Here is a 25718-nt window from a genome sequence, read left to right as displayed (position 1 = left end):
AGGTGCCATGCAGAAGCTTTGTGGCGTTGCCTTTATTCTGACCCTGGTGGTGGTGGTGTTGGGTGCCTGGACGCGGCTCACCGACGCCGGGCTGGGCTGTCCCGACTGGCCCGGTTGTTACGGCTTCAATTATGTGCCGGCCACGCCGGGAGAGCATGCCCTGGCCGCCGAGCGTTTTCCCGATGCGCCGCTGGAAGTGACCAAGGCGCGTAATGAAATGATCCATCGTTATGCCGCCGGTACCCTTGGGCTGACCATACTGCTGATGGCGGTGGGCTCGCTCAGGCGGGCCCACCGCCACTACCGGGCGCCGGCATGGCTGTTGCTGGCCATGGTCACGGGGCAGGCAACCCTGGGTATGCTCACCGTGACCCTCAATTTGTTGCCCTTCGTGGTGATGGGACATCTGCTGGGCGGCTTCAGCATTCTGGCGCTGCTGTTCTGGCTCTTGTGCCGAGGGCAGCGCAGTGCCCAGAGGCATTCACTGGATCGTAGCCTGGCGCCCTGGTTCTGGGCGGCACTGCTGGCGCTGGTGGTACAGATTGCCCTGGGAGGCTGGACCGCGGCCAATTACGCGGCCATGGCCTGCACCGAGCTGCCGGTGTGCCAGGGAGACTGGGTCGGCCAGTGGCAATGGAGCGCCTTTCACCCCCACGGCATGCCCGCCGAGACCTATCAGTATGGCGTGCTCAGCCAGGCGGAGCGGGCCACCATTCATGCCGCCCACCGGTTGTGGGCCATGGTAACCGTGGTGCTGCTGCTGGTGCTGGCGTGGCGGCTACTGCGCCAACCCGGGTTGCGCAACTGGGGAGTTATGCTGGCGATTATGGTCATGGTGCAGCTGATGCTGGGAGTGGCCAACGTGGTGTTGCACCTGCCGCTGTGGGTGGCAGTGGCCCATAACGGCGGCGCGGCCGTGTTGTTGCTGATTTTGACGGGAACAGGAACACGCCTGTGGCGTGGCAGGGAGGCAAAATGGCACGAAGCGAGTTACTGTCCGCCCACCGGACCCTGGTCTGGCGGGATTACTTCGCGCTGACCAAACCCAAGGTGGTGGCGCTGATACTGCTCACCGCCGTGGTCGGCATGTTTTTAACCGAGGCGTTGCCGTCTGCGCTGACGGTGTTGGCGTCCACCCTGGGCATTGGCCTGATGGCGGGGGGGGCGGCGGCCATCAACCATGTGCTGGACCGACGTATCGATCTCAAGATGGCTCGTACCCACCACAGGCCGGTGGCCCAGGGTAGAGTGGCCACCGGGCCGGCACTGGCCTTTGCGCTGGCGCTGTCGGCCAGCGGACTGGCAGTGCTGCTGGTGCTGGTCAATGCCCTGACCGCCTGGCTGACCCTGGCGTCCCTGCTGGGTTATGCGGTGGTATACACCGTCTGGCTCAAGCGGGCAACGCCCCAGAATATTGTCATTGGCGGCTTGGCCGGAGCCATGCCGCCACTGCTCGGCTGGACCGCGGTCAGCGGCGAGTTTCACGGGCATGCGCTGTTGCTGGTGATGATCATCTTTACCTGGACGCCGCCCCACTTCTGGGCCCTGGCCATTCACCGCCGGGACGATTATGCCAAGGCAGAGATTCCCATGCTGCCGGTGACCCACGGCATTGAGTTCACCAAAACCTGTGTGTTGCTCTATACCCTGTTGCTGACCCTGGTGTGCCTGCTGCCCTGGGTGGTGAGCATGTCGGGGCCGGCCTACTTGCTGGGCTCGCTGGCGCTCAATCTGCGCTTTGTGCAGTGGGCCTGGCGGCTCAAGTTTAGACCCGGGCCGCAAACCGCATTACAATGCTTCCGCTTTTCCATCAGTCACCTGATGTGGCTCTTTGTCCTTATTCTGGCGGATCACTGGATCGATTATGGCTAACACAAGCAAGCTGATTTGGCTGCTGGCACTGACCCTGCTGGTAGTGGGGACCCTGAGCGGTACGGCCTGGTACCAGGGCAGGAATACCCTGACCGAGGCGGCAGTGGTCTATCCCGAACCCCGTCCCCTGGCGCCCATGGCGCTGACCGACGCCTATGGCCGGCCCTTTACCGAGCGGCAGTTTCGTGAACACTGGAGCCTGGTGTTTCTGGGTTACACCTTTTGTCCGGATATCTGCCCCACCACCCTGGCGGATCTGGCCCGGGTTTACCCGCAACTCAGGCAACTGAGTGACAAGGCCCAGGTGGTGTTTGTCTCCGCCGATCCCGGCCGGGATACGCCCGATCGGCTAAAAGCTTATACCGCCCACTTCAGCCCGGAGTTTATTGCCGCCACCGCCGACCACAGCACCCTGATGCCGGCGGTGCAACAGCTGGGGCTGATTTACGGTGTGCACGAGCGGGGTGAGCAGGACTACCTGGTGGATCATTCCGCTTCCATCGCCCTGATTAACCCTAACGGTGAGCTGCACGCGTCATTTCGTCCGGTGTTTGACGAGGGCAGCGGCATCCCGCTGGTGGATTCCCAACTGCTGCTGCAGGACTTCAAGCGTATCGTCGGCCGCTGGCGCGGCTGATGTTTTCACCTTCTTTTTCTGTTTGAGTCGTTCTTGAAAACCTCCTTTTTCAATGCCGCCCGGCATCGCCGGGTCTTTGCCCTGGCCCTGCCCATGGTGCTGTCCAACATCACCGTGCCGCTGCTGGGGCTGGTCGATACCATGGTGATCGGTCACCTGGAGCAGGCGTATTACCTGGGCGGCGTGGCGGTGGGTGCCACCATCATCAGCCTGCTGTTTTTTCTGCTGGGTTTTTTGCGCATGTCCACCACCGGGCTGGCGGCTCAGGCCTTTGGCGCTCGGGATGAGCAACGACTGCTAAGCGTACTGGCCCGGGCGCTGTTGCTGGCCTGGGGGCTGGCCTTGCTGCTGTTGTTGCTGCAAACGCCCATTATCGAACTGGCCTTTTCCCTGGCCGGCGCCAGTGCCGAGGTGGAAACCTATGGCCGCCAGTATGTGAACGTACGCATCTGGAGCGCGCCGGCGGCGCTCACCAACCTGGTACTGCTGGGCTGGTTGCTGGGCAACCAGAATGCCAGGGCGCCCATGTGGCTGCTGATCCTGGGCAACGGCGCCAATATTGTGCTCGATATCTGGTTTGTGGTGGGACTGGGCTGGCAGGTACAGGGCGCCGCCGCCGCCTCCGTGCTGGCAGACTACGCCGCCACCGCCCTCGGTGCCTGGCTGGTATGGCGTACCCTGGACCGGCGCGGGCTGCGGCCGGCCCCCGGGTTCTGGCGCGACGCCCTGAACGGCGCGGCCTTTCGCCGCCTGCTGGGGCTGAACCGGGACATTTTCATTCGGGCGCTGTGCCTGCAGCTGACCTTTGTCTTCATGACCTTTCAGGGCGCCCGGCTGGGGGACCAGGTGGTGGCGGCCAACGCCGTGCTGATGAACTTTCTGATGTTTATCTCCTACGGCATGGATGGCTTTGCCTATGCCGCCGAAGCCATGGTGGGCAAGGCCATCGGCCGGGGCAGCCAAGTGCGTTTTCGGCTGGCCTGTGGACTCAATCTGTTCTGGGGCGCCCTGGTGGCGGTGGCGTTTACCCTGGTGTTCGCCCTGGCCGGGGATGCCTTGGTGCATCGCATCACCACCATTGCCGAAGTGCGCGAACAGGCCGGCCGGTTCCTGCCCTGGCTGGTGGCCATGCCGCTGGTGTCCTGCTGGTGCTTTGTGCTGGACGGCATCTTTATCGGCGCCACTCAGGGCCGGGCCATGCGCAATATGATGCTGGTTTCCACCCTGGGGGTGTTCTTTCCGGTGTGGTGGCTGGGCCAGGGGCTGGGCAACCACGCCCTGTGGCTGGCCATGCTGTGTTTTATGGGGGCCCGGGGCTTGACCCTGGCTTGGGCCTGGTGGCAGCTGGATGGCCGACGCGCCTTTGTTCCCGACGTTTTGCCCGCGGAGAAATAACGCCATGTTTGAGATCGCCCTTTACGAGCCGGAAATCGCACCCAATACCGGTAATATCATGCGGCTGGTGCGCAACAACGGTTGCCGCCTGCACCTGATTGAGCCGCTCGGCTTTAGCCTGGATGAAAAGCGGCTGCGCCGGGCCGGGCTGGACTACGCGGATTACGGTCGGATTAGCGTGCATGAAAGCTACGGCGCCTTTTTGCAGGCCATGGCCGGGCGGCGCATCTTTGCCTGCACCACCAAGGGCAGCCGCCACCATCACGAGGTGGCCTATCAGCCCGGCGACGTGCTGCTGTTTGGTCCCGAGACCCGGGGGCTGCCCGAGGCCGTGCTGACGGAAGTGGCCCCCGACTTTCGAATTCGTATTCCCATGCAGGCCGACAGCCGCAGCCTCAACCTGTCCAATGCGGTGGCGGTGATCAGTTACGAAGCCTGGCGTCAGCAAGGGTTTGCGGGGGCCATTTCGGCCTTATCTTGAATAAAAATGACACGCAATTAATTGTGGTTGTTTATTGAGCAGTCTGGCCTACACTTGGTGACGGTATGTCGTCAACCAGGAGGAGAGTGCCATGCTGAACAGACGATTTAACTGTACCCTGATGGATGCCGAACACCCAATGGCAAAAATGGTATTGCATCCCACGGGCGAACTGGAAGTGGATGTGGCCGAGCGGCGGCAGCACTTTTCGGTCGATATCGATCATGTATTGTTTCGCCGCAGTGAACAAAGCATGGAGCTGGTCTGTGAGGAAACGGCCGGTGTTCCATTTTGCCTGGCGCTGTCGGCACAGGACGCCTTTGCGCTTTATCACCTGATGGAGGACAGCCGCGAAGAGCTGGAAGAGCTGATGAGCGACCTTTAAGGTTCATCGGCGCACAAACAACAAGCACCGGGAAAACATCACGGCCGGTGCAGGTGAGCGCTATAATGGCGCAAATCCCTGCACCGGCCGACTCATGTCTTCATCCTATTCTCGCCTGGTTACCACCGCCGCCACGGCGGCCACCCTGGTGGCCGGCCTGCTTATCATCATCAAACTGGTGGCCTGGTTTTATACCGGCTCCGCCAGCATGCTGGCCTCGCTAACCGACTCGCTGCTGGATATCAGCGCGTCGCTGATTAACCTGATGGCCATTCGCTACGCCCTGGCGCCGCCCGATGAGGAGCATCGTTTCGGTCACGGCAAGGCGGAGTCTCTGGCCGGCCTGGCCCAGTCGGCCTTTATCTGCGGCTCGGCGCTGTTTTTGCTGTTCAACGGCGTGGCCCACCTGCTCAACCCTGCTCCGGTGGCCAACGCGGCCACCGGCATCGGGGTAACGCTGTTTTCCCTGGCCCTGACCGGCCTGCTGCTGCTGTATCAGCGTTATGTGATTCGGAAAACCCGGTCACTGGCGATTCAGGCCGATCAGCTGCACTATCGGGCCGACCTGCTGCTCAACCTGGCGGTATTGCTGGCCATAATGCTCTCCGGCTGGGGTTGGTATCGCGCCGACGGCCTGTTTGCGGTGCTTATCGGTGGTTATATTTTGGCCGGCGCCCTGAGAATAGGTTACGATTCCGTGCAGATGTTGCTCGACAGACGGTTGCCGGATGAAGAGCAAAAGCGCATTATTGAATGCTGTCTGGCGGTGGAGGGAGTGCAGGGGCTGCACGCGCTGCGCACTCGGCGGTCGGGCCGGACCCGCTTTATTCAGCTTCACCTGGAGCTGGATGATCACCTGCCCCTGGTGCGCGCCCACCGCATCGCCGACACGGCAGAGCGAACCCTGAGACAGCAGTTCGCCGATGCCGACATTATCATCCATATGGATCCTGTCTCGGTAGTGCCTTTCGGAAGCCGGTCCGAAAGCAAGTGAACATACATTTTAAACAAGGTTTACCCATGGAAGACGGCATACAATCCAGAACCTGGCTGCGCATTCGTGAAGAAGCCAAACGCATGATTGTGGAAGAGCCCATGCTCGGCAGCTTTTTTCACTCCACCATCCTTAACCACGACACCCTCAAGTGTGCCCTGAGTTTCATTCTCGCCAACAAGCTGGAAAGCCTGGTCATGCCGGCGATTTCGCTGCGGGAAGTCATCGAGGTGGCGCTGGACGAGGAGCCCGCCATTCTGGACATGGTGGCCACCGATATCTGCGCGGTGCAGGAGCGGGATCCGGCGGTTGAGCTGTTTTCCACCCCTCTGCTCTATCTCAAGGGGTTTCATGCCCTGCAGGGCTATCGCATTTCCAACTGGCTGTGGCGCCATGGTCGCCGTTCCCTCGCCACCTATCTGCAAAACCAGATTTCCGTGGTGTTTGGGGTGGATGTGCATCCGGCGGCCCGTATCGGCAAGGGCATCATGTTTGATCACGCCACCGGCATAGTGGTGGGGGAAACCGCGGTGATCGAGAATGATGTGTCCATTCTGCAGGGGGTAACCCTGGGTGGCACCGGCAAGGAGTGCGGTGATCGCCATCCCAAGATTCGCGAAGGCGTGATGATAGGGGCCGGTGCCAAGATTCTGGGTAATATCGAGGTGGGCGAGGGCGCCAAGATTGGTGCCGGCAGCGTGGTGCTGGAGCCGGTGCCGGCCCACACCACGGTGGCCGGTGTGCCGGCCCGGGTGGTGGGTCGGCCGGGCTCGGACAAGCCTTCCCTCGACATGAGTCAGAATATCTGACGCAGGGATTTGACCTAACCGGCATAATTTTGCGGCAAACGACGTTCCGCCCGGTGCGGCGTCTTGTTGTCGGTGCGGGCCCAAGGTATGCTCGGGCTTGTGGGCCGGATGGCCGGTAAACGTGAATTACAGGGGTTAGCACATGTCTTTTGATGTACTGGAAAAGCTGGAAGCCAAGATCCAGACCGCGGTTGACACCATCTCTTTGCTGCAGATGGAAGTGGACGAGCTGAAAGAACAAAACGGCAAGCTGGACGACGAAAACCAGCAACTGCGTCAGCAGCATCAGGCCTGGCAGGATCGCCTGCAGGCACTGCTGGGCAAGATTGATCAGGTGGAAGAAAGCGCCTGAGCGGGCATCACGCACGCATAAAAAACGCCGGCGCTTGCCGGCGTTTTTTATGCGTGCGCATTCATGTCGAACACTATTCGATATCCAGCGCTTCCGGCGACAGAATAATGCCGGTGGTATCGGCGTAAAGGTGATCTTCCGGCAGGAAGGTGACGCCGCCGAAGTTGACCGGTACGTCCATCTCGCCAATGTCGTTGTCGTCAGCCCCCACCGGAATGGAAGCCAGCGCCTGAATGCCAATATCGGTGTCTTCCAGTGCGTCCACCTCGCGCACGCAGCCATAGCAGACAATGCCTTCCCAGCCGTTTTCCGCCGCGGTCTCGGCGATTTCGGCATCGATCAGCGCCCGGCGCAATGAGCCGCCGCCGTCAACCAGCAATACCCGGCCCACGCCGCTTTGCTTTACCGCCTCGAGGATCAATCCGTTGGACTCAAAGCATTTGATGGTGGAGATCATGCCACCAAAGGAGCTGCGGCCCCCAAAGGTGGAAAACATGGGCTCGACCACGTCGACCATATCAATGTAGGTATCGCACAGTTCAGAAGTATTGTATTCCATGGAGTCAGCCACGTCTGAAGACAAGGTATCTTCCAGTATAAGGGGGCGGGAGCGGTTTTCAATCACAATGATGTGACCGCTCCCGGAATCATATGAATCAGAGGATAAAGCGACTCAGATCCTCGTCTTCCACCAGATCCTTGAGGTAGCGATCCACGTAATCCGCGTCCACGGTGATGGTTTCACCGGACTTGTCTGAAGCCTCGAACGACAGCTCGTCCAGCAACCGCTCCATCACGGTGTGCAGGCGGCGGGCGCCGATGTTCTCGGTGGTCTCGTTGACCCGCCAGGCGGCATCGGCCAGGCGGCGAATGCCTTCGTCGGTAAACTCGACATGCACATTCTCGGTGGCCAGCAGTGCCTTGTATTGCTCGGTCAGCGAGGCGCTGGGCTCGGTGAGAATACGCTCGAAGTCTTCGGTGGTGAGCGAGCTCAGCTCCACTCTAATGGGCAGGCGGCCCTGCAGCTCGGGGATCAGATCAGAGGGGCGGGCCACCTGAAACGCGCCGGAAGCGATAAACAGCATGTGATCGGTGCGCACCATGCCGTGCTTGGTGTTGACGGTGCTGCCTTCGATCAGCGGCAGCAGATCCCGCTGCACGCCTTCCCGGGACACATCGGGACCGGAGCTCTCGCCGCGCTTGCAGATCTTGTCGAATTCATCGATAAACACGATGCCGTGGTTTTCCACCGCGTGAATGGCCTGCTCCTTCAGCTCTTCCGGATTGACCAGTTTGGCGGCTTCTTCCTCCACCAGCAGCTTGAAGGCATCCTTGATCTTCATCTTGCGCTGTTTGCTGGTATTGCCCGCCAGGTTCTGGAACATGCCCTGCAGCTGGTTGGTCATTTCCTCCATGCCGGGAGGGGCCATGATTTCCACACCCATCTGCGGTGCGGACACGTTGATCTCGATTTCCTTGTCGTCGAGCTGACCCTCACGCAGCTTCTTGCGAAAGATCTGCCGGCTGCCGCTGTTGTCGGCCTTTTCTTCCTCACCCCAGCCGTTGCGGGGGTTGGGCAGCAGGGCGTCGAGCACCCGCTCCTCGGCGGCTTCCTCGGCGCGGTGGCGGTATTTATCCATCTGTTGCTCGCGCACCATTTTCATGGCGATGTCGGTGAGATCGCGAATGATAGAGTCCACTTCCTTGCCCACATAGCCTACTTCGGTGAACTTGGTCGCTTCCACCTTGATAAAGGGTGCATTGGCCAGCTTGGCCAGACGACGGGCGATCTCGGTCTTGCCGACGCCGGTGGGGCCAATCATCAGAATGTTCTTGGGGGTCACTTCCTGGCGCAGCTCGGGCTCTAGCTGCATGCGCCGCCAGCGGTTGCGCAGGGCAATGGCCACGGCGCGCTTGGCATCGGCCTGGCCGACAATGTGGCGGTCCAGCTCGTGGACGATTTCTCTCGGGGTCATTTCAGACATAATTCAATCCTGTTGCAGCGGCCCGCCTCAGCGGCCGTAGTCGAGTTCTTCGATGGTCTGGTTGCCATTGGTGTAGACGCAGATATCGCCGGCGATGGTCAGCGCCTTTTCCACGATATCGTGCGCATCCATGTCGGTGTTTTCCAGCAGGGCGCGGGCGGCGGACTGGGCAAAAGCGCCGCCGGAGCCGATGGCGATCAGATCCTGTTCGGGCTGCACCACGTCGCCGTTACCGGTAATGATAAAGGAATGCTTTTCATCGGCCACCGCCAGCAGAGCCTCGAGCCGGCGCAGGGCACGGTCGGTTCGCCAGTCCTTGGCCAGCGCCACGGCGGCGCGCTCCAGGTTGCCCTGATGGGCCTGCAGTTTGGCCTCAAAGCGTTCCAGCAGGGTAAAGGCGTCGGCGGTGCCACCGGCAAAGCCGGCCAGCACCTTGCCGTTGAACAGGCGGTGTACCTTGCGGGCGTTGCCCTTCATCACGGTATTGCCCAGGGAAACCTGGCCATCGCCACCGATAACCACCTTGCCGTTACGGCGTACTGAAACGATTGTTGTCACTGTGAACCTCACTTGACGGTGTTGCCGGCCGGGCCGACGAGAATGTCATGTTCACGGAGATGGGGGCGAGTAAGAAAAACTTCAACCCTGTTGCCGGACTCTTGGTGTCAGGCCGGCCGCCATAGGTCTCATGCGAAGCAACGGTGGGGGTGCTCGGCCGTTATGTCGGGGAAAATGTACGTCGTGGGCAATGCCACAGGTAGGAAAGGTTGGGATTCGCTGTGCCTATCGCCAACCTTGCCATTGGATTAAAGAGAAAGCGACTGTCAGCCCTGCAACACGATGCAGCTGGTGTTGATACGGCCCATTTTGTGTTTTTCCTGGTCGGCCTTGCGCTTGCTGTCGTAGGGGCCCATCACCACTCGGTACCAGATGCCGTTGCTGCCTTCGCTGCGTTTGACTTCCGAGGCCAGGCCCTGAAAGGCGATGCGGGCCTTGAGTTGCTCCGCCTGTGCCGAGGAGCGGAACGAGCCGCACTGCATATAATAAATTTTGGGCGGAGCGGCATCGGGCTTCTTACGTTCATTGGCGGGGGTAGGCACACTCACCACCACTTCCTTGTTTTCCAGCTGCTCGATATAGCGCCACTTCTCCACCGGTTTTTGGTCGATGGGGTTGACCTTTTTGGCTGGTGCCGCCTGTTCGGCGGCGGGCTCGGCGGCTCGGCGGGTGTCCGCCGAGCCCTTGATCAGCAGGATCAGATAACCGAGTCCGGCCAGTAGCGTCAGGGCGAGCAGTATGGCCAGCCAGGGAGTACGCCGCTCCGGTGCCCGGCCACGGCTGGCGGAGCGCTGCTGGGTACCGCCCCTTTTTTTGGGCGGGCTGCGGCGAACGTAATCCCTGGCCATGGCTTACATGCGCTCCAGGGTATCGATGCCGAGCAGAGACAGGCCCTGCTGCAGCACCTTGGCGGTAGCGGCGCACAGGCGCAGGCGGCTGGCCCGGGCCTCGGCGGACACGCCTTCCTTGTTGATGGGGCAGGCTTCGTAGAAGCTCATAAAGGCACCGGACAGCTCGTACAGATACAGGCATAGCAGGTGCGGCATGCCTTTGTCGGCCACCGATTTGACGGTGTCGTTGAACTGCACCAGCTTCTGGGCCAGGGCTTCTTCCGCCGGGGCCTCGATGACCACGCTGCCGGTCAGGGCATCGGCGCTGACGTCGGCCTTGCGGAAGATGGACTGCACGCGAGTGTAGGCATACTGCAGGTAGGGGGCGGTGTTGCCCTCGAACGACAGCATGTTGTCCCAGTCGAAGATGTAATCTGTGGTGCGGCTCTTGGACAGATCGGCGTATTTCACCGCGGCCATGGCCACCCGTTTCGCGACCTGGGCCTTTTCTTCGGCGCTGAGATCGGTCTGCTTCTGTTCCAGCAGGGCGGTGGCACGCTCTTCGGCTTCATCCAGCAGGTCCACCAGCTTGATGGTGCCGCCGGAGCGGGTCTTGAACGGCCGGCCGTCCTTGCCCAGCATCATGCCAAAGGCGTGATGCTCCAGGCTCATGGTGTCGGGGATATAGCCGGCCTTGCGCACTATGGTCCAGGCCTGCATCAGGTGCTGGTGCTGGCGGGAGTCGATAAAATACAGCGCCCGATCGGCACCCAGTTGCTCATAACGGTATTTGGCGCAGGCGATGTCGGTGGTGGTGTAAAGGAAACCGCCGTCCTTCTTGCGCACAATGACGCCCATGGGGTCGCCGTCCTTGTTCTTGTATTCGTCGAGGTACACCACCAGGGCACCCTCGTCTTCCACCGCCAGGCCCTGTTGCTGCAGATCGGCGACGATGTCGTTGAGCATGGGGTTGTACATGCTCTCGCCCATGACGTTGGCCGGGGTCAGGGACACACCCAGACGGTCATACACGGCCTGGTTGTGCTGCAGGGTAATGTCTACCAGCTTTTGCCACATATTCAGGCAGTAGGCGTCGCCGCCCTGCAGTTTCACCACGTAGTTACGGGCACGTTCGGCAAAGCCGGCGTCGGCGTCGTACTGCTGCTTGGACTCCCGGTAGAATTGCTCCAGATCCGACAGACCCGACGATAGCACGTCCGGGTTTTCCTGCTCCAGCTTTTCCAGGTAGGCGATCAGCATGCCGAACTGAGTGCCCCAGTCGCCGATGTGGTTGGCGCGAATCACCTTGTGGCCGAGAAACTCCAGGGTGCGTACCACGGCATCACCGATAATGGTGGAACGCAGGTGACCCACGTGCATTTCCTTGGCCACATTGGGCGCGGAATAGTCCACCACCACGGTTTGCGGCTGCTCGGCAGCAGGCACATTGGCGCGCTCGTCGGCCACCATGGCGTCGATCTGGCGGGCCAGCCAGGCACTGTCGAGGAAGAAGTTGATAAAGCCGGGGCCGGCCAGCTCGGTTTTGGCCACCAGCTCGGAGGCGGGCAGGTTGTCGACCAGCAGTTGGGCCAGGGCACGGGGATTCTGGCCGGCGGGCTTGGCCAGCAACAGCGCCAGGTTGGTGGCCAGATCGCCATGGGCCTTGTCTTTGGTGCGGTCTACCTGGATGCGGGGCTCCAGCTCGGCAGGCAGCTTGCCCTGTTGTTTGAGAGTAGAGACCGTCTGCTCAAGCAGCGCTTGAATATGTTCTTTCATTGTCAGTTCACCAAAGTTTGAGACAAGGTCGAAGAAAACCCGAGGGGCACAAATTCTACTCATAACCAGCCTCAAAAACTACCGTTCAAGGCCGGCGCCGGCGCCTTGCTGAAAGCGTGGCCAGTCAGGGCGGGTCCCCTTGATGGTATGGCATGTTTGAAATCGGTACTCAAATTGCCCCCGGTGGCAAAGTAAGCGTTTCCCGTTCATGCTGAATAAAGCAACAAGGAGCGGCCCATGAGACTGGCACTGTTACCGCTGACCCTGCACCTGCTGCCGGAAGGCAGGGTGCCGTTGCGTATTTTTGAACCCAAGTATGTGCGCATGGTGGCCGAAGCCGGCAAGGACGACAGGGGCTTTGGCATCGGCATGCTGGAAGAACCCGACGACGGCGGCAAGGGCGATCTTTACATGCTGGGCGCCCGAGTGAAAATTGTGGACTTCTATACCCTGGACGACGGCCTGCTCGGTATTACCGTGGAGGCCACCGAGCGTTTTCGCATACGCCGGCTGGAGCAGGAGGCCGACGGCCTGCTGCAGGCCGAAGTGGATCTGCTCGACAACTGGCGGTCCCGTTCACTGGCGCCGGTGGAGCAGGTGCTGGCCGACAAGCTGCAGGAGGTCTTTGTGGAATACCCGGAGCTGGCGGATCTGCATCCGGATCCCCGTTGGCAGGACGCCACCTGGGTGACCCAGCGCTGGCTGGAAGTACTGCCCATCAAGAACGACTACACTCAGCTGCTGATGAGTGAACCCAGCTGCCACCGGGCGCTGACCTTTCTGCTGTCGATGATCACCCCCGAATCCCGCCGAGGCCAGCGGCACTGAGCCGGCGTTACCACAATTCCTGCGGATCCATATCCAGCGACCATCTTACCTTGCGGGCCGCCGGCAGCGTGTCGGCAATGGCCAGTGCTCGCCGGCAGGCACTGGCCAGATCCCGCCGGTTACTCGCCTGCAGCAGCATCTGATAACGGTACTGACCGGCTTTGCGCTCCATGCGGGCGCTAAAGGGGCCCAGGCACAGCACGGAGGCGGGCAGGGCGGGAGCCAGCTGCTGTGCCAGGGGCACCAGAAACTCCCGGCAGGCTTCCCCCTGCGTGGCCTGACAGCGAAACAACGCCTGATAGCTGTAGGGCGGCAGGCCGGCCTGATGGCGCTCCTGCAGGGCGGTGTGGGCGAAATGGCGATAGCCCTGGTTGGCCAAGTCCTGCAACAGGGCGTGATCCGGGTGGTGAGTCTGCAGTATGACCCGGCCCGGCTTGCTGGCCCGTCCGGCCCTTCCGGCCACCTGAATATACAGCTGGGCCAGCCGCTCGGCGGCCCGAAAATCCCCGGCAAAGAGGGCGCCGTCCACGTCCAGCATGGCCACCAGGGTGACGTCGGGAAAATGATGGCCCTTGGCCAGCATCTGGGTGCCGATCAGGATCTGGTACTTGCCGGCGCGAATGCCTTCCAGGTGCTGCTCAAAACTGCCCTTGCGCCGCGTGTTGTCCCGGTCAATACGAATGGTGCTGTACTGGGGAAACAACATGGCCAGGGCCTGCTCCACCTGCTCGGTGCCGAGGCCGGTGCCTACCAGATGGGTACTGCCGCAGTGGGGGCAGCGGGGCGGCCGGGCGCGTTGGTGATCGCAGTGATGACAATGCAGCCGGTTGCCACTCTTGTGCCAGGTGTAGTGGGCATCGCAGCGTTCACAGTCCGCCACCCAGCCGCAGTCGTGACACAGCAGCGCCGGCGCATAGCCCCGACGGTTGAGAAACAGCATCACCTGGTTGCCCTTTTCCAGTTCTTCGGCCATCAGCTGCTGCAGCTGGGGTGAAAGCCCGGCCTCCAGCTGTACGTGACGGCTGTCCAGCAACAGGTGCTCGGCCAGGGTGGCACTACCGGGGCGCTGGCTCAGGGTGAGCAGCCGATATTTGCCGCTGGCGGCATTGTGCAGGCTTTCAAAGCTGGGGGTGGCCGAGCCCAGCACGATGGGAATGTGCAGCTGCTGAGCGCGCAGCAGCGCCAGATCCCGGGCATGATAGCGAAAGCCGTCCTGCTGTTTGAACGAGCCGTCATGCTCTTCGTCGATAATAATGAGCCCCAGTCGGGCAAAGGGCGTGAGCAGGGCCGAGCGGGTGCCGATCACGATGGCGGCGCTGCCGTCCTTGCAGGCCAGCCAGGCGTCGAGCCGTTCTCGCTCGTTCATGGCCGAGTGCAGGGTACACACGGGTAGCGAAAAGCGGCGCTGAAAGCGGGAGATGGTCTGGGGAGTGAGGCCGATTTCCGGCACCATTACCAATACCTGCCTGCCGGCCTTGAGCACCGGCTCCATGGCCTGCAAATAGACTTCGGTCTTGCCCGAGCCGGTGATGCCTTCCAGCAGAAAGGGGCTGAAGCCCTCGGCCTGTTGCAACAGGCTTACCGCCAGCGCCTGCTCCGTGGTCAGGCGGGGTTTGCCGTCCTCATTGATGGTCACTTCACCGCGCCAGTCGGTGGGGGTGGGTAGGGTTTGCCGTTTTTCCGCCAGGCCTTTTTTGGCCAGGGCGTTGAGGGTGGCGGAGGTCACGCCCCGGGCTGCCAGCTCACCCGGGGGCATGGCTCCCTGAGTGAGCAGCGCCAAGGCCTGCTGTTGCTTGATGGCCCGGGCCAGGGGGGCGCTGTCACCGTCCAGGGCATGCCAGACTTCCACCGGTTTGTAGCCGGCGGGCTCGCCCTTGCGCAGCAGGGTGGGCAGGGCCTGAAAATACACTTCACCTGGCGGGTGCAGATAGTATTGCGCTGCCCAGGCCAGCAGCTGGCGTTCGGCCCCACCCAGCACCGGGGTGTCGTCGAGCACGGCGGTGACCGGCTTGATGCGGGAGAGATCAAACTCGGTGTGTTCGGGATGGGACACCACCAGCCCCACGAGGGTTCGGTTGCCAAAAGGCACACTCACTCGACAGCCGGGAGCAGGCAAGGGTTGCGGGCAGAGGTAATCGAATTCCCGGCGCAGCGGAACGGGCAGCACAACCCGCAGCAAAGCCTGTTGCGCCTGTGGGGGTGTTGCTGGTTTTTTCATCCGCATTTTCCTTGCCTGAAAAAAGGCGATCCTATATTATTCGCACCCTTCACAAAACGTGTATCACTCGTGTGGTGTCTGGCTCAGGATCAGATAGCGACACGGCCTACTGACAGAGGTTGTCCATGAAACAAGGTATCCATCCGGAATACAAAGAAATTGTTGCCAAATGTTCTTGCGGTAACGAGATCAAGACCCGCTCTACCCTGGGCCATGATCTGAACCTGGACGTTTGCTCCGCTTGCCACCCCTTCTTCACCGGCAAGCAGAAGATCGTTGACACCGGCGGCCGTGTTGATCGCTTCAACAAGCGTTTCGGCATGCTGGGCAGCAAAAAGTAAGCTGCTTCGGTTTCGAAAAAAGCGCCTGCGGGCGCTTTTTTGTTGCCCGTTATTTGCCTCCTCCCGCTTTCTTTACCATGGTTAACCGGCCTGCCTGAATCCGGTGCGTCGACATGCTGCTTCGACTCTGTGTTGCCCTGCTCGTTTTTTCTCCCTTCTCGGCGGCCTTCGCCTGTCCACAATTCAGCCAGTATGAAACCGTGAATGTTAAAAAAGTAATAGACGGAGATACTGTCCTTCTCTTCGATGGTAGACGCATTCGCTTTGTGGGAATAGATACACCGGAATTATACAAAAAGGGCCGTCTCGCCCCCGAGCCGGGCGCGCTGGCGGCCCGGCGCTGGCTGCGCAATAAAATACCAGAAAGGAGTCAAATGAAACTGGTTTTTGCCATGGAAAGGCGTGATGATTATGGACGCCTCTTGGCTCATCCCCTGACCGCAGACGGTCGGCTGCTGGTAAAAAGTATGCTGACGGCGGGCCTGGGTGAGCTGTTGCTGATCCCGCCCAATCACGGCTACTGGCACTGTCTGCTGCAGGCAGAAAGCATAGCTTACGGCCGACGGCTGGGGATCTGGTCGCAAAACCTGCCGCGGGTGCCGGCGCGCACCGGCTGGCAACGGCTGCGGTTTCAGGTGCACGAGGTGCACCAGGGTCGCGGCGGAGTGACCATACGGGCCGCGGGTGGACTTAAGGTTCGCACCGGCAAGCGTCTGTCCGCGCAATCTCGTCGGGCTCTGGGCCGGCTGCAGGCCGGCGAGCACCTGTTTGTGCGTGGCCATGCGCGAAAAACCGCCGATGGCTGGCTGCTGTGGATTAACCATCCCTGGCAGTTTCACCGAGAAAAATAGCGGGATCGGGCTGGGCAAGGTGAAAAAAGTTGATTAGTATCACATTGTATAAACATTGTGATAAACTTGTTCACAGTGTAATCGAATAAATGTCTACAATTGCATCAGGGTACTTGCAAAATGACCGACTTCCGTCAAAAAGCGCTCGACTATCATGCTTTCCCCAAGCCGGGCAAAATCTCCGTTGAAATCAGCAAGCCGGCAGAAACCGCCAAGGATCTGTCCCTGGCCTACAGCCCGGGTGTAGCCGAGCCGGTGCGCGAAATCGCCGCCGATCCGGAAAACGCCTACAAGTACACCGCCAAAGGCAACCTGGTCGCGGTTATCTCCAACGGTACCGCCATTCTGGGTCTGGGTAACCTGGGTCCGCTGGCTTCCAAGCCGGTCATGGAAGGCAAGGCGTTGCTGTTCAAGCGCTTCGCCGGCCTCGACTCCGTGGACATCGAAGTCAAGCACCGCACCACCGAAGAGTTCATTCAGACCGTGGAAGCCATCGCCGACACCTTTGGCGGCATTAACCTGGAAGACATCAAGGCCCCCGAGTGCTTTGAAATCGAGCGCGAGCTGATCGAACGCTGCAACGTGCCGGTATTCCACGACGACCAGCACGGCACCGCCATCGTGACCGCCGCGGGTCTGATCAACTCCCTGGAAGTGCAGGGCAAGGACATCGCCGAAGCCCGCATCGTGTGCATGGGCGCCGGTGCCGCCGCCGTGGCTTGTATGGAGCTGCTGATCAAGTGTGGCGCCCAGCGTGAAAACATCTACATGCTGGACCGCAACGGTGTGATCCACACTCGCCGTGACGATCTGAACGAGTACAAGGCGCTGTTTGCCAACAACACCGACAAGCGTACCCTGGAAGACGTGATCACCGACGCCGACGTATTTGTGGGCGTATCCGGCCCCGACGTACTGCCGGCCGAGGCCGTCAAGCTGATGGCGCCGAACCCGGTTATCTTTGCCTGCTCCAACCCGGATCCGGAAATCAAGCCCGAGCTGGCTCATGCCACTCGTGACGATCTGGTCATGGGTACCGGTCGTTCCGACTACCCCAATCAGGTGAACAACGTACTGTGCTTCCCCTTCATCTTCCGCGGTGCCCTGGACGTGCGTGCCACCCGCATCAACGACGAAATGAAAGTGGCCGCCGTTGACGCCATTCGTGCCCTGGCCAAGGAGCCGGTTCCCCAGGAAGTGCTGGTTGCGTCCGGTTACGACTCGCTCGAGTTCGGCAAGGACTACGTGATTCCGAAGCCGATGGATCCGCGCCTGCTGCCGCGTGTTGCCCGCGCCGTGGCCGTGGCCGCCGTGGAGTCCGGTGTGGCCCGCATTGCGCTGCCGGAAAACTACATGCAGGACTGAGTGTCGGCCCATGCATGAAAAAGGGGAGCTTCGGCTCCCCTTTTTGATCCCTTTTTTGTGAGGGGAAAGGCGTGAGGGGAGAGGGGTGGATACTCTTTATACCAATCCCCCCTTACTCCTCACACCTTACTTGCGGCGAGTCAGATAGACCCCGGCTTCCATATGGTGGGTGTAGGGAAACTGATCAAACAGCGCAAAGCGGCTGATGTGGTGGGTCTGACCCAGGGTGTCCAGGTTCTGGCGCAGCGTGTCCGGGTTGCAGGAGATATAGACGATATTGTCGTAGTCCTGCACCAGTTTCACGGTGTCTTCGTCCAGTCCGGCCCGGGGCGGATCCACCAGTATGGTGTTGCACTCGTAGCTTTGCAGATCCACGCCTTTTAACCGGCGAAACTCGCGTACGCCACGCATGGCCTGGGTGAACTCTTCCGCCGACATGCGCAGTATGGTGACGTTGTCGATGGCATTTTCGGCAATGTTGTACTGGGCCGACTTCACCGACGAGCTGGAAATCTCGGTGGCCAGCACGCGGCGAAAGTTTCGCGCCAGGGCCAGGGAGAAGTTGCCGTTACCGCAATACAGCTCCAGCAGATCACCACTGGCTCCTTGAGTCACGTCCAGGGCCCAGGCCAGCATGTGCTCGTTCATACGACCATTGGGTTGGGTAAAGCTGTTTTCCACCTGCTGGTAAATGAGCTCTTTGCCGGCCACGTTCAGCCGCTCCACCACATAATCACAGTCGTGCACCAGCTTCTGCTTTTTGGCGCGGCCGATAATATGGGCGCTGATGCCTTGTTCTTTCAGCCGGGCGCGCAAATGCTGCACCTCGGCCTGCCAGTCTTCACCGAGCTGGCGATGGTAGAGCAGGCTGATCACCAGCTCGTTGCTCAAAGACGACAGAAAGTCCACCTGAAACAGCTTGCGGCGCAATACCAGGTTGGGCTTGAGCGCCTCCAGTAGCAACGGCATGGCGGTGTTAATCAGGCGTGAGGCGGCCGGGAACTGCTCAACCCGGTATTTTTCCCGCGAGGCCTGGTCGAACATGATGTAGTAGAGGTCATCGCCTTCGTGCCACACTCGAAACTCGGCCCGCATGCGGTAATGCTCGGGCTCGGACGCAAACACTTCCAGCCGGGGCGGGCTAAAGGGAGCAAAGGTCTGCTCCAGCCGGGCGGCCTTTTCGTCCAGTTGGGTCTGGTAGCTGTGCGGGGTGACCTGGGTGCTCATGACGTGCCTCACTTTAAAACGGAGCGCAAATTCTACGGGTTGTAGTGAATTTGTCCAGTTGGCCGGCCTGTGCTGGTGGCGGTGAGGGCTTTTTGCCAGACTGAGTGCCAGTATTCAGACTTCAGGAGCAAGCCCATGCGGCGACCCAAGCCGGACGATTTGCGGGAGTGGTGTTACCCCTTTATTTATGAAACTCGTCTGACCTGCGACTACGAAATTCTTACCGACGAACTGTGCTGCCATATTGGCGTGGTGCTGGCGGCGCTGCCTGAGGGGTGTGATGACATACGGGCCGATCTCGAACAACTGCAGCCGCTGATTTATAACCTGAACGGCTCGGTGCGGGGTAGAAACGGCATTTTTGAGCAGGACATCAAGTGGCTGAAAGGGCGTTACAGCCATTATCAGCAGCAAACCGAGGGCAGGGTCACGGGCTTTGTGTTGCCACGGGGGCCGGCGCCGGTGCCGCAGTTGCACCTGTGCCGTTGTACCGGCAAGAAGATAGTGCGCATGCTGGTGCGGTTGGAGGAAGAAGGCAGGCGTTTCGCAGAAACCCTGCCCCGTTTTGCCAATGTGCTGGCCAACTTCTTCTTTGTGCTTACCGTGGCCATCAAGGCCAGGCTCAACGTGGAAGAGGTGCCCTATATCAGCGTGAACTACTGAGCCTTGGTTGGCTGCCGGTAAGGGTTTTCCGGCAGCTGGTCGGGCCGAAGCGGTGGCCGGCGGGCGCCTTCCTTTGGTCCGTAGGCGGTGCTCAGGTAGTCAAGAATGGTCTCCTCGGTCTGGGCATCAAAGGGCCACAACCCCTGCTTTTCCTGCATCCAGCGGATCAGAGACAGCCAGTGTTCCCGGCTGCCGCTGTTCTGGGTGACCAGCTTGGGTGAATGACAGGCGATGCAGTTGTTGCGCACCGTCTCCCAGCCCGGGGCGATAATAAAGCCGGTTTGCGGGTCCAGCTCGGCGGTCGACGCGGGCGCCGCCGTCAGGCCCAGCAGCAGCGCCAATGCAGCTGTGCGTATCATGCTCACCTCCTAGACAATTTGCACCGCAATGCGATGGCAGGCGTTGTTGAGATACCCCTTGGGGTTCCAGCCCGGCACTACCATGGGCTGAGCATGGCCTTCGCTGTCTACCGCTTTGGCCCACACCTCGTAATAGCCCTTCTCGGGAAAGGTCAGCTCGCTTTGCCAGTGCTGCCAGGCCAGCCGGTTGGCCGGTGCCCGCAGTTCGGCCTTGTGCCAGGTGGCGCCAAAGTCGATGGACAGATGCAGCTCGGTCACTTCCAGATCGCCGGCCCAGGCATGGCCACGGACCTTCAGTGGCTGGCCCAATTGGTGACTGATACCGGTTTTGGGAAAGGTGATCAGCGACTTGATTGGCATGGATTCGATGATTTCCATATCTTCGTTCGGCACTTGAGTGCCCGGAGCCACCGGATATTTGGGCACACTGTAAGAGGGCGCGGCCATCTTGTTGCCGTCGTGAATCTGGTTGCGAATCACGATCTTCTTCAGCCACTTGCCCGAGGTAGAAGCGGGCCAGCCGCCGCACACCAGCCGCAGCGGGTGGCCGTTGAGTACTGGAATGTCTTCATCGTTCATGGCCCAGGCAATCAGGGTTTCGTCTTCCAGCGCCTTGGACATGGGCACCCCACGGGAAATGGCCGCCTTGCTCGGATCCCCACTGGGGTGCAAATCACCACCGTAGTAGCCAATGTAAACGGCGTCTTTCTTGATGCCACAGGCTTCCAGTACGTCCCGCAGGCGAACCCCGGTGAATTTGGGGCTGGCGACGGCGCCCGTGGTCCACTGGTTGCCGCTGGCCGCCGGCACGTATTCACTGCGGCCGTTGCCGCCGCACTCCACCGTGAGTTGATAGCTGTGGTGCTTAAAGCGCTCCTTGAGCTCGGCAATGGTAAAGGTGGTGGGGTTCTCGCAGGACTCGCCGGCGATCTCCAGGGTCCATTTATTCGGATCCAGGGCTTCTATATTGGGCAACAGGCCATTGTTGCGCACAAACATGTGTTTGGCCGGAGTGATTTCGTCATCCAGCAGATGAGGCGGGGTTTCGGCGTTAATGGGCCTGTCGTTAAGAATGGTCAGCCCTTCCTTGCCAGGCAGGGTAAAAGGCTCATCGGACTGGGCAAAGGCCGCCGGAATCAGCCCGGCGGGCATGTTTTTGGCAAAGGGAATGCTGGCTCCCAGCGCCGTGGCCATGGCCAGCAGACCGCTGCGTTTTAAAAAACCGCGCCGGCTGCCGGGGTCGGTTTCCCGGCCCCAGAGCTGCTCGTCGGCCTTGATGGGATCTTCCCGGTAAAGTTCATGCAGCCCTCGCTGCCGTGGCTTCTGGTCGTGATTTGAATCGCTGGCCATGGTGTTCTCTCCTTGTTACGTGTGGCAATGACAAAGACCCGAATGAGCAGGCTATCAAAGGGTAGAAGGTTAAATATATGTGATATTTATGTAATTGGGAGGGCGCTCATGTTTTATAGCCTAGTTTTCGATGCGTTTAGTCTCATTAATCATGCATATACATGCAGTTAACCTTTTCCTATAATTCCCGCGCTTTGGTGCCGACAGGCGTAAACGGGAATCCGGTGCAAATCCGGAACTGGCGCGCAGCGGTAAGAAGGAACGAAGGCGACACGGAAAACTCCAGGCACTGCCGCAAGGTGGGAAGCCGTCGCCCTAGGTGAGCATGGGCTCGTGCCTTCAAGTCCGAAAACCTGCCAAAGAGAGAGTCACAAGGCCTGTGGGCCTCACTACGCGAACTAGGGAAGAACATGTCCAACAAGCTGTTGGCAGCCGCTTTGCTGCCATGGGCCGCTTTTGCCCAGAATTCAACCGATCCCACCTCTATCACCATCTACAACCGGGTAGAGCAGCCGCTTACCAGCGCCCTGGCACCGGTGGAAGTGATCACCAAGGCCGATATTGAACGCCGCCAGCCTCGCTCCCTTGTCGACCTGCTGGAAACCCTGCCGGGCATGCAGTTTGGCAGCCAGAACGGTGGCATTGGTCAGAGCAGCAGCCTGTTTGTGCGCGGCACCAATTCCGATCATGTGCTGGTGTTGCTGAATGGTCGTCCGATGGCGCAAATGGTGTCCAGCAATGTGGATTTCAGCCAGCTGCCGGTCAATAACGTGCAGCGTATCGAGTATATTCGGGGCCCTCGCGCCGCTATCTATGGCTCCCGTGCCATTGGTGGCGTGGTCAATATCATTACCACTTCACAGGTTAATGATGCCACTGTGGGCGTGACCACCGGCAGCAATGATTACTATGCCGCCAATGCTTCAATCAACCAGTGGGTTAGCGATGCTACTCGCCTGCAGTTGGCGACCGGCTATCGGGAAACCCGTGGGTATGATGTTGTACCTAGCAACAGTCAGAACGACAGGGATGGCTTTGACAGTAAAAACCTGACTTTGGGTATTGAACATCAGCTGAATCAGAATTGGACACTGGATGCCAACTTTAACGGCTGGGAGAACAATCTGGAATATGATTTTTATGAGCCGGTTTGGGGTACACCTGGCTCAGATAAAAATCATACAGAGGCCTATCAGTTAGACACCGGACTGAAATACACGAGTGACCAATTATCCGGTCAGCTTAATGCCAGCTACGGTGAGTATGAAGCCGAAGACTGGAATAAGGAGAGTGGTCGACATACTGCCAGCATTACCAACACGTCAACAACACGGCTTGATGGATTGGTTCAGTACCACTATTCCGAGCAAGGCTATGTTTTGACCGGTATGGATTGGGACAGAGACCGACTGAAGGCAAAAACTACGGGCACTCGTGCTCCCGACCGAGATAATACCGGTGTTTACGCATCTGTGTATCATACCTGGGCACCAGTATCCTTTGAGTTGACGGGACGAGTAGATGATAACGAGCAGTTTGGTACCCATGACACTTGGCAGAGTGCATTATCTTTGGCTCTTCCCATGCGGCACAAGGCAACCCTGAGTTATGGCACGGCCTTCAAGGCACCGACCTTCAGTCATCTGTATGGGTTTGGTGGTAACAAGGATCTGAAGCCCGAAGAGTCTGAAAACTGGGAGTTTGGCCTGGCCGGCGACTACGAGCTGATGGATTGGCAGGTTAACTTTTATCGCAATAAAATCGATGACCTGATTGTTTATCAGGGCGGTTACATTAACTCGACCAAGAATACCGATGCACTCATCAGGGGCATTGAGTTGGTTGCCAATGTTGAAACCGGGCCTGTACATCATGCCTTTAGTTATGATTACACCGATGCCGAAAATGAAAACAATAACGGTCGCCAGCTGCTCCGTCGTGCCAAGCGCAAATTCAGCTGGACCGGTGATATAGATGTAGCGAGTGCCAGTCTGTTTGCTCAGGTGCTGTATGTGGGAGAAAGAACAGATGTTGGCGATGTAATGTTGCCCTCTTACACCATCTGGAATATCGGAGCCCGTTATCCGCTCACCAGCAACCTGACCCTGAACGGCAAGGTAAACAACCTGTTCGACAAGGACTATCAGGTAGTTGATGGCTACGATGCCCCCGATATGGAGTTCTACGTCGGCGCCGACTACCGGTTCTGAGTGAGTGATATTCTTCACGCCCTAGAGTTGGCAGGGCATGAAGAAGGACAAGGTGTTCCCAAAGCCAACCGTCGATGGCAGGGCTGCCATCGTCGAGCATGCATGGGCGAGCTTGCTCGCTAGTACCGAGTTTGTTGCCTGATCGAACTTCCTGTGAAAGTTCGCGGCAGGCGACAAGCGAAGGTGGCACTTAATGCTGCGTGTTGGTGTGGGATACCTTGTCCTGATTGATGCAAGCCGGCCCTTGCGCCGGCTTTTTTCTTTTTCAGCCGTTGGCGTTATCATGACGCCCTTGCACAGCGAGGGCAGCCAGTGGCAAATATTCTTATCTTCGACTCCGGCATGGGAGGCCTTTCCGTCTACCGGGAAGTCCGCAGGTCCTTGCCAACGCACCAGTACTTCTATCTCTTCGATAACGCCTGCTTTCCCTATGGTGAGCTGGGCGAAACACGGCTGGTGGAGCGGGTGCTGGAGCTGCTGACTAACTTTGTGCCAAAACATGACATAGACATTGTAGTGATCGCCTGCAACACCGCCAGCACCCATGTGTTGCCGGCCCTGCGTGAGCGTCTGCATATACCTGTGGTGGGCGTGGTGCCGGCCATCAAGCCGGCGGCGGAATATTGCCGTTTGCACGGGTTTACTCATATTGGCCTGCTGGCCACGCCGGGCACGGTGTCCCGCAGTTATACTGCCGAGCTGGTGCAAAGTTTTGCCGCCGATATGCAGGTATCCATGCTGGGTACCACCGAGCTGGTAAAAATGGCGGAAGACAAGCTGGCCGGCCTTCCCGTCGATATGACCAGGCTTGCCCGCGTGCTGGCTCCCTGGCGAAGTGATGACGGGCCCAGCGCATTGGTGCTGGGCTGCACCCACTTTCCGCTGCTGGCCCAGGAGCTGAGCCAATGCCTGCCAGGAGTGAAACTGGTGGACTCCGGCCAGGCTATTGCCCGGCGCGTGGCCAGCCTGTTACTGCAGGCGCCCGCAGCCGAAGCGGGCGATGAGCAGGGAGTGTTCGGGCACGTTTACTGCACCGAACTTACCGCAAAAGCGCAGGCTCAATCAGGGGCCTTTCTAGGTGAAGGCTTCGCGGGGTTGAAGACCTTCGTGATTTGAGGCCGCTTATGACGCGGCTTCGTTATCACCGTCGTCGTCCTTACGCTCATTGGCCTCCCGCACCTTGAGGGTACGCTGCTGAAATTCGGTGTCGTTTAGCGCGGTCCTTGCCGCTTCCGCCGCGTCTGCCGGCATCTCCACAAAGCCAAAGCCCCGGCGTTTGCCGGTTTGCCTGTCTTTCATCAGGCGCACCGACAATACCTGCCCAAATTCTTCAAACAGGCTTCTTACCGTGGCCTCATTGGCCCGGTAGGGCAGGTTACCCACATAAAGGGTGGTGGTCGCCAGGGTTCCGGCCGCCGGCGACCGCACCAGCAGTGGCACTACTATGCCGCCCAGCAGCACGCCCAGCGAAAAGAAGAGGCCCAGGTAAAAAGAAGACGATGCCCAGGTGACGAGGGCCAGGCCCGGTACAGCCAGCAGCATGGCCAGCAGAACAGCCTGAACGGGAACGGGTTGCTGAAATACTTTCATTGATGATCGCGTCTCGAAAAATGAAAAAGAATAAATCACGCCGCAGGTTCAGTCCGGCGTATCGATCACAGCATAGCTTCAATCGGGCATCCTGACTCGGTATCTGTTTTGGCTGCGGTGTTTCCCCTGCCATCATGCCTCCCAAAAGTGAATGAAAAATGTACTCGTGGTTATTCCAACCTTTACACATTGTGTATAACTCTGTGGTTAATGTGTGGTTTTGCTGGGTTGTTGAGCTGTTGGTGCGAAAGGGCGAGTTTTTTACAAAAAAGCCCTTGCGCAAAATCGGCGGCTCCCTATAATGCGCCCTCACTGACACGGCGGAACACGCCGACGGTCACCAGGGTTGAAACAACACGAAACAAAGTTTGATTCAGCGCTTGACGAACACCAAGGATTGCGTAGAATACGCAGCCCTGACCCGCTGAAGGGTCAACGCTCTTTAACAATTTATCAAGCAAACTGTGTGGGCACTCGCAGGATGTTGGGAAACAAAAAAATATTGTTTTTCAATGTTGTGTGAAGTGCACTAGAAATAGCAGCAATTCAGATATTCATTGAGCATCAAATCTTTAATTGAAGAGTTTGATCATGGCTCAGATTGAACGCTGGCGGCAGGCCTAACACATGCAAGTCGAGCGG

The 25718-nt window shown here is 59.5% G+C and carries 26 protein-coding genes, 1 rRNA gene and 1 riboswitch; of the genes, 17 read left to right on the top strand and 10 right to left on the bottom strand.

The genetic code is table 11. The features are described 5' to 3' along the window. Positions 1-7: 7 nt before the first annotated feature. From OJHNALOF_RS00135 to OJHNALOF_RS00095, 9 genes are all read left to right on the top strand, one after another. Positions 8-1039 (top strand): heme A synthase, encoded by a 1032-nt coding sequence (locus OJHNALOF_RS00135; protein ID WP_094200870.1) that lies wholly within the window; start codon positions 8-10, stop codon positions 1037-1039. After that, on the top strand, positions 976-1872 hold the full coding sequence (gene cyoE, locus OJHNALOF_RS00130) for a heme o synthase (protein ID WP_094200869.1): 897 nt from the start codon (positions 976-978) through the stop codon (positions 1870-1872). Before OJHNALOF_RS00135 ends, cyoE begins: the two co-directional genes overlap by 64 nt. Then, a complete protein-coding gene (locus tag OJHNALOF_RS00125) occupies positions 1865-2509 on the top strand; it encodes an SCO family protein (RefSeq protein WP_165660777.1) in 645 nt (214 codons plus the stop codon). The genes cyoE and OJHNALOF_RS00125 overlap by 8 nt, the downstream gene beginning before the upstream one ends. Before the next feature lie 33 nt (positions 2510-2542). Further along, the gene (gene dinF / locus OJHNALOF_RS00120) at positions 2543-3904 is read left to right on the top strand and encodes an MATE family efflux transporter DinF (protein WP_094200867.1); all 1362 of its coding nucleotides are present in this window, start codon (positions 2543-2545) and stop codon (positions 3902-3904) included. 4 nt (positions 3905-3908) lie between these two features. Continuing rightward, on the top strand, positions 3909-4385 hold the full coding sequence (locus OJHNALOF_RS00115) for a tRNA (cytidine(34)-2'-O)-methyltransferase (RefSeq protein WP_094200866.1): 477 nt from the start codon (positions 3909-3911) through the stop codon (positions 4383-4385). Positions 4386-4476: 91 nt separating this feature from the next. Next, a complete protein-coding gene (locus OJHNALOF_RS00110) occupies positions 4477-4770 on the top strand; it encodes a hypothetical protein (RefSeq protein ID WP_094200865.1) in 294 nt (97 codons plus the stop codon). A gap of 94 nt (positions 4771-4864) precedes the next feature. Then, positions 4865-5764 carry a cation diffusion facilitator family transporter gene (locus OJHNALOF_RS00105; RefSeq protein WP_094200864.1) on the top strand — a complete coding sequence of 300 codons (900 nt, stop codon included), beginning with the start codon at positions 4865-4867 and terminating at the stop codon, positions 5762-5764. A gap of 26 nt (positions 5765-5790) precedes the next feature. Beyond that, positions 5791-6573, top strand: coding sequence for a serine O-acetyltransferase (gene cysE, locus OJHNALOF_RS00100; protein ID WP_094200863.1), 783 nt, complete (start codon positions 5791-5793; stop codon positions 6571-6573). A 142-nt stretch (positions 6574-6715) separates the two neighbouring features. Further along, positions 6716-6925: a cell division protein ZapB gene (locus tag OJHNALOF_RS00095; protein WP_094200862.1), complete on the top strand. Its 210-nt coding sequence runs from the start codon at positions 6716-6718 to the stop codon at positions 6923-6925. Positions 6926-6998: 73 nt separating this feature from the next. Here OJHNALOF_RS00095 and rraA read toward each other — a convergent pair whose 3' ends face one another. From rraA to argS, 5 genes are all read right to left on the bottom strand, one after another. Then, on the bottom strand, positions 6999-7484 hold the full coding sequence (gene rraA, locus OJHNALOF_RS00090; protein ID WP_094200861.1) for a ribonuclease E activity regulator RraA: 486 nt from the start codon (positions 7482-7484) through the stop codon (positions 6999-7001). A 97-nt stretch (positions 7485-7581) separates the two neighbouring features. Then, positions 7582-8910 carry an HslU--HslV peptidase ATPase subunit gene (hslU, locus tag OJHNALOF_RS00085; protein WP_094200860.1) on the bottom strand — a complete coding sequence of 443 codons (1329 nt, stop codon included), beginning with the start codon at positions 8908-8910 and terminating at the stop codon, positions 7582-7584. A gap of 27 nt (positions 8911-8937) precedes the next feature. Further along, positions 8938-9468, bottom strand: a complete 531-nt coding sequence (gene hslV, locus OJHNALOF_RS00080; RefSeq protein WP_094200859.1) for an ATP-dependent protease subunit HslV — start codon at positions 9466-9468, stop codon at positions 8938-8940. A 266-nt stretch (positions 9469-9734) separates the two neighbouring features. Beyond that, entirely contained in the window at positions 9735-10316 is a 582-nt protein-coding gene (locus OJHNALOF_RS00075; RefSeq protein WP_094200858.1) for an SPOR domain-containing protein, read from the bottom strand. A 3-nt stretch (positions 10317-10319) separates the two neighbouring features. Then, positions 10320-12074: an arginine--tRNA ligase gene (argS, locus tag OJHNALOF_RS00070; protein ID WP_165660776.1), complete on the bottom strand. Its 1755-nt coding sequence runs from the start codon at positions 12072-12074 to the stop codon at positions 10320-10322. A gap of 237 nt (positions 12075-12311) precedes the next feature. Here argS and OJHNALOF_RS00065 point away from each other — a divergent pair, with 237 nt between their 5' ends. Beyond that, entirely contained in the window at positions 12312-12902 is a 591-nt protein-coding gene (locus OJHNALOF_RS00065) for an LON peptidase substrate-binding domain-containing protein (protein WP_165660775.1), read from the top strand. 7 nt (positions 12903-12909) lie between these two features. Here the strand turns inward: OJHNALOF_RS00065 and priA are convergent, their stop codons facing one another. Further along, entirely contained in the window at positions 12910-15120 is a 2211-nt protein-coding gene (gene priA / locus OJHNALOF_RS00060) for a primosomal protein N' (protein ID WP_165660774.1), read from the bottom strand. 125 nt (positions 15121-15245) lie between these two features. Between priA and rpmE the strand changes: the two genes are divergently transcribed. From rpmE to OJHNALOF_RS00045, 3 genes are all read left to right on the top strand, one after another. Further along, positions 15246-15461, top strand: a complete 216-nt coding sequence (gene rpmE, locus OJHNALOF_RS00055; protein ID WP_094200854.1) for a 50S ribosomal protein L31 — start codon at positions 15246-15248, stop codon at positions 15459-15461. A gap of 113 nt (positions 15462-15574) precedes the next feature. Beyond that, on the top strand, positions 15575-16312 hold the full coding sequence (locus OJHNALOF_RS00050; RefSeq protein WP_240919601.1) for a thermonuclease family protein: 738 nt from the start codon (positions 15575-15577) through the stop codon (positions 16310-16312). Positions 16313-16432: 120 nt separating this feature from the next. Next, complete coding sequence (locus OJHNALOF_RS00045; RefSeq protein WP_094200852.1) at positions 16433-17677, top strand: malic enzyme-like NAD(P)-binding protein; 1245 nt, start codon at positions 16433-16435, stop codon at positions 17675-17677. Positions 17678-17803: 126 nt separating this feature from the next. On the opposite strand, the gene trmA is transcribed toward OJHNALOF_RS00045, so the two are convergent. Next, positions 17804-18904, bottom strand: coding sequence for a tRNA (uridine(54)-C5)-methyltransferase TrmA (gene trmA, locus OJHNALOF_RS00040; RefSeq protein WP_165660772.1), 1101 nt, complete (start codon positions 18902-18904; stop codon positions 17804-17806). A 135-nt stretch (positions 18905-19039) separates the two neighbouring features. Between trmA and OJHNALOF_RS00035 the strand changes: the two genes are divergently transcribed. After that, the gene (locus OJHNALOF_RS00035; protein WP_165660771.1) at positions 19040-19567 is read left to right on the top strand and encodes an ATP--cob(I)alamin adenosyltransferase; all 528 of its coding nucleotides are present in this window, start codon (positions 19040-19042) and stop codon (positions 19565-19567) included. Here the strand turns inward: OJHNALOF_RS00035 and OJHNALOF_RS00030 are convergent. Both OJHNALOF_RS00030 and OJHNALOF_RS00025 read right to left on the bottom strand, forming a co-directional pair. Next, a complete protein-coding gene (locus OJHNALOF_RS00030) occupies positions 19561-19926 on the bottom strand; it encodes a hypothetical protein (protein WP_165660770.1) in 366 nt (121 codons plus the stop codon). The genes OJHNALOF_RS00035 and OJHNALOF_RS00030 overlap by 7 nt on opposite strands. A 9-nt stretch (positions 19927-19935) precedes the next feature. Continuing rightward, positions 19936-21276 (bottom strand): sulfite oxidase, encoded by a 1341-nt coding sequence (locus tag OJHNALOF_RS00025; RefSeq protein WP_165660769.1) that lies wholly within the window; start codon positions 21274-21276, stop codon positions 19936-19938. A 178-nt stretch (positions 21277-21454) separates the two neighbouring features. Then, positions 21455-21652, top strand: a riboswitch (cobalamin riboswitch). A gap of 34 nt (positions 21653-21686) precedes the next feature. On the opposite strand from OJHNALOF_RS00025, the gene OJHNALOF_RS00020 reads away from it, so the two are divergent. Together OJHNALOF_RS00020 and murI are read left to right on the top strand one after the other, a co-directional pair. Then, positions 21687-23486 carry a TonB-dependent receptor domain-containing protein gene (locus tag OJHNALOF_RS00020; RefSeq protein ID WP_165660768.1) on the top strand — a complete coding sequence of 600 codons (1800 nt, stop codon included), beginning with the start codon at positions 21687-21689 and terminating at the stop codon, positions 23484-23486. A 312-nt stretch (positions 23487-23798) separates the two neighbouring features. Beyond that, a complete protein-coding gene (gene murI / locus OJHNALOF_RS00015; protein ID WP_165660767.1) occupies positions 23799-24602 on the top strand; it encodes a glutamate racemase in 804 nt (267 codons plus the stop codon). A 6-nt stretch (positions 24603-24608) separates the two neighbouring features. Here the strand turns inward: murI and OJHNALOF_RS00010 are convergent, their stop codons facing one another. After that, positions 24609-25076 (bottom strand): RNA-binding protein, encoded by a 468-nt coding sequence (locus OJHNALOF_RS00010; RefSeq protein WP_165660766.1) that lies wholly within the window; start codon positions 25074-25076, stop codon positions 24609-24611. 573 nt (positions 25077-25649) lie between these two features. On the opposite strand from OJHNALOF_RS00010, the gene OJHNALOF_RS00005 reads away from it, so the two are divergent. Beyond that, positions 25650-25718 (top strand): 16S ribosomal RNA (locus OJHNALOF_RS00005); the annotation flags it as partial.

The organism is Oceanimonas sp. MB9 (genome assembly GCF_011319775.1).
Taxonomy (GTDB): domain Bacteria; phylum Pseudomonadota; class Gammaproteobacteria; order Enterobacterales; family Aeromonadaceae; genus Oceanimonas; species Oceanimonas doudoroffii.
This window is presented reverse-complemented; position numbering and strand designations above follow the sequence as displayed.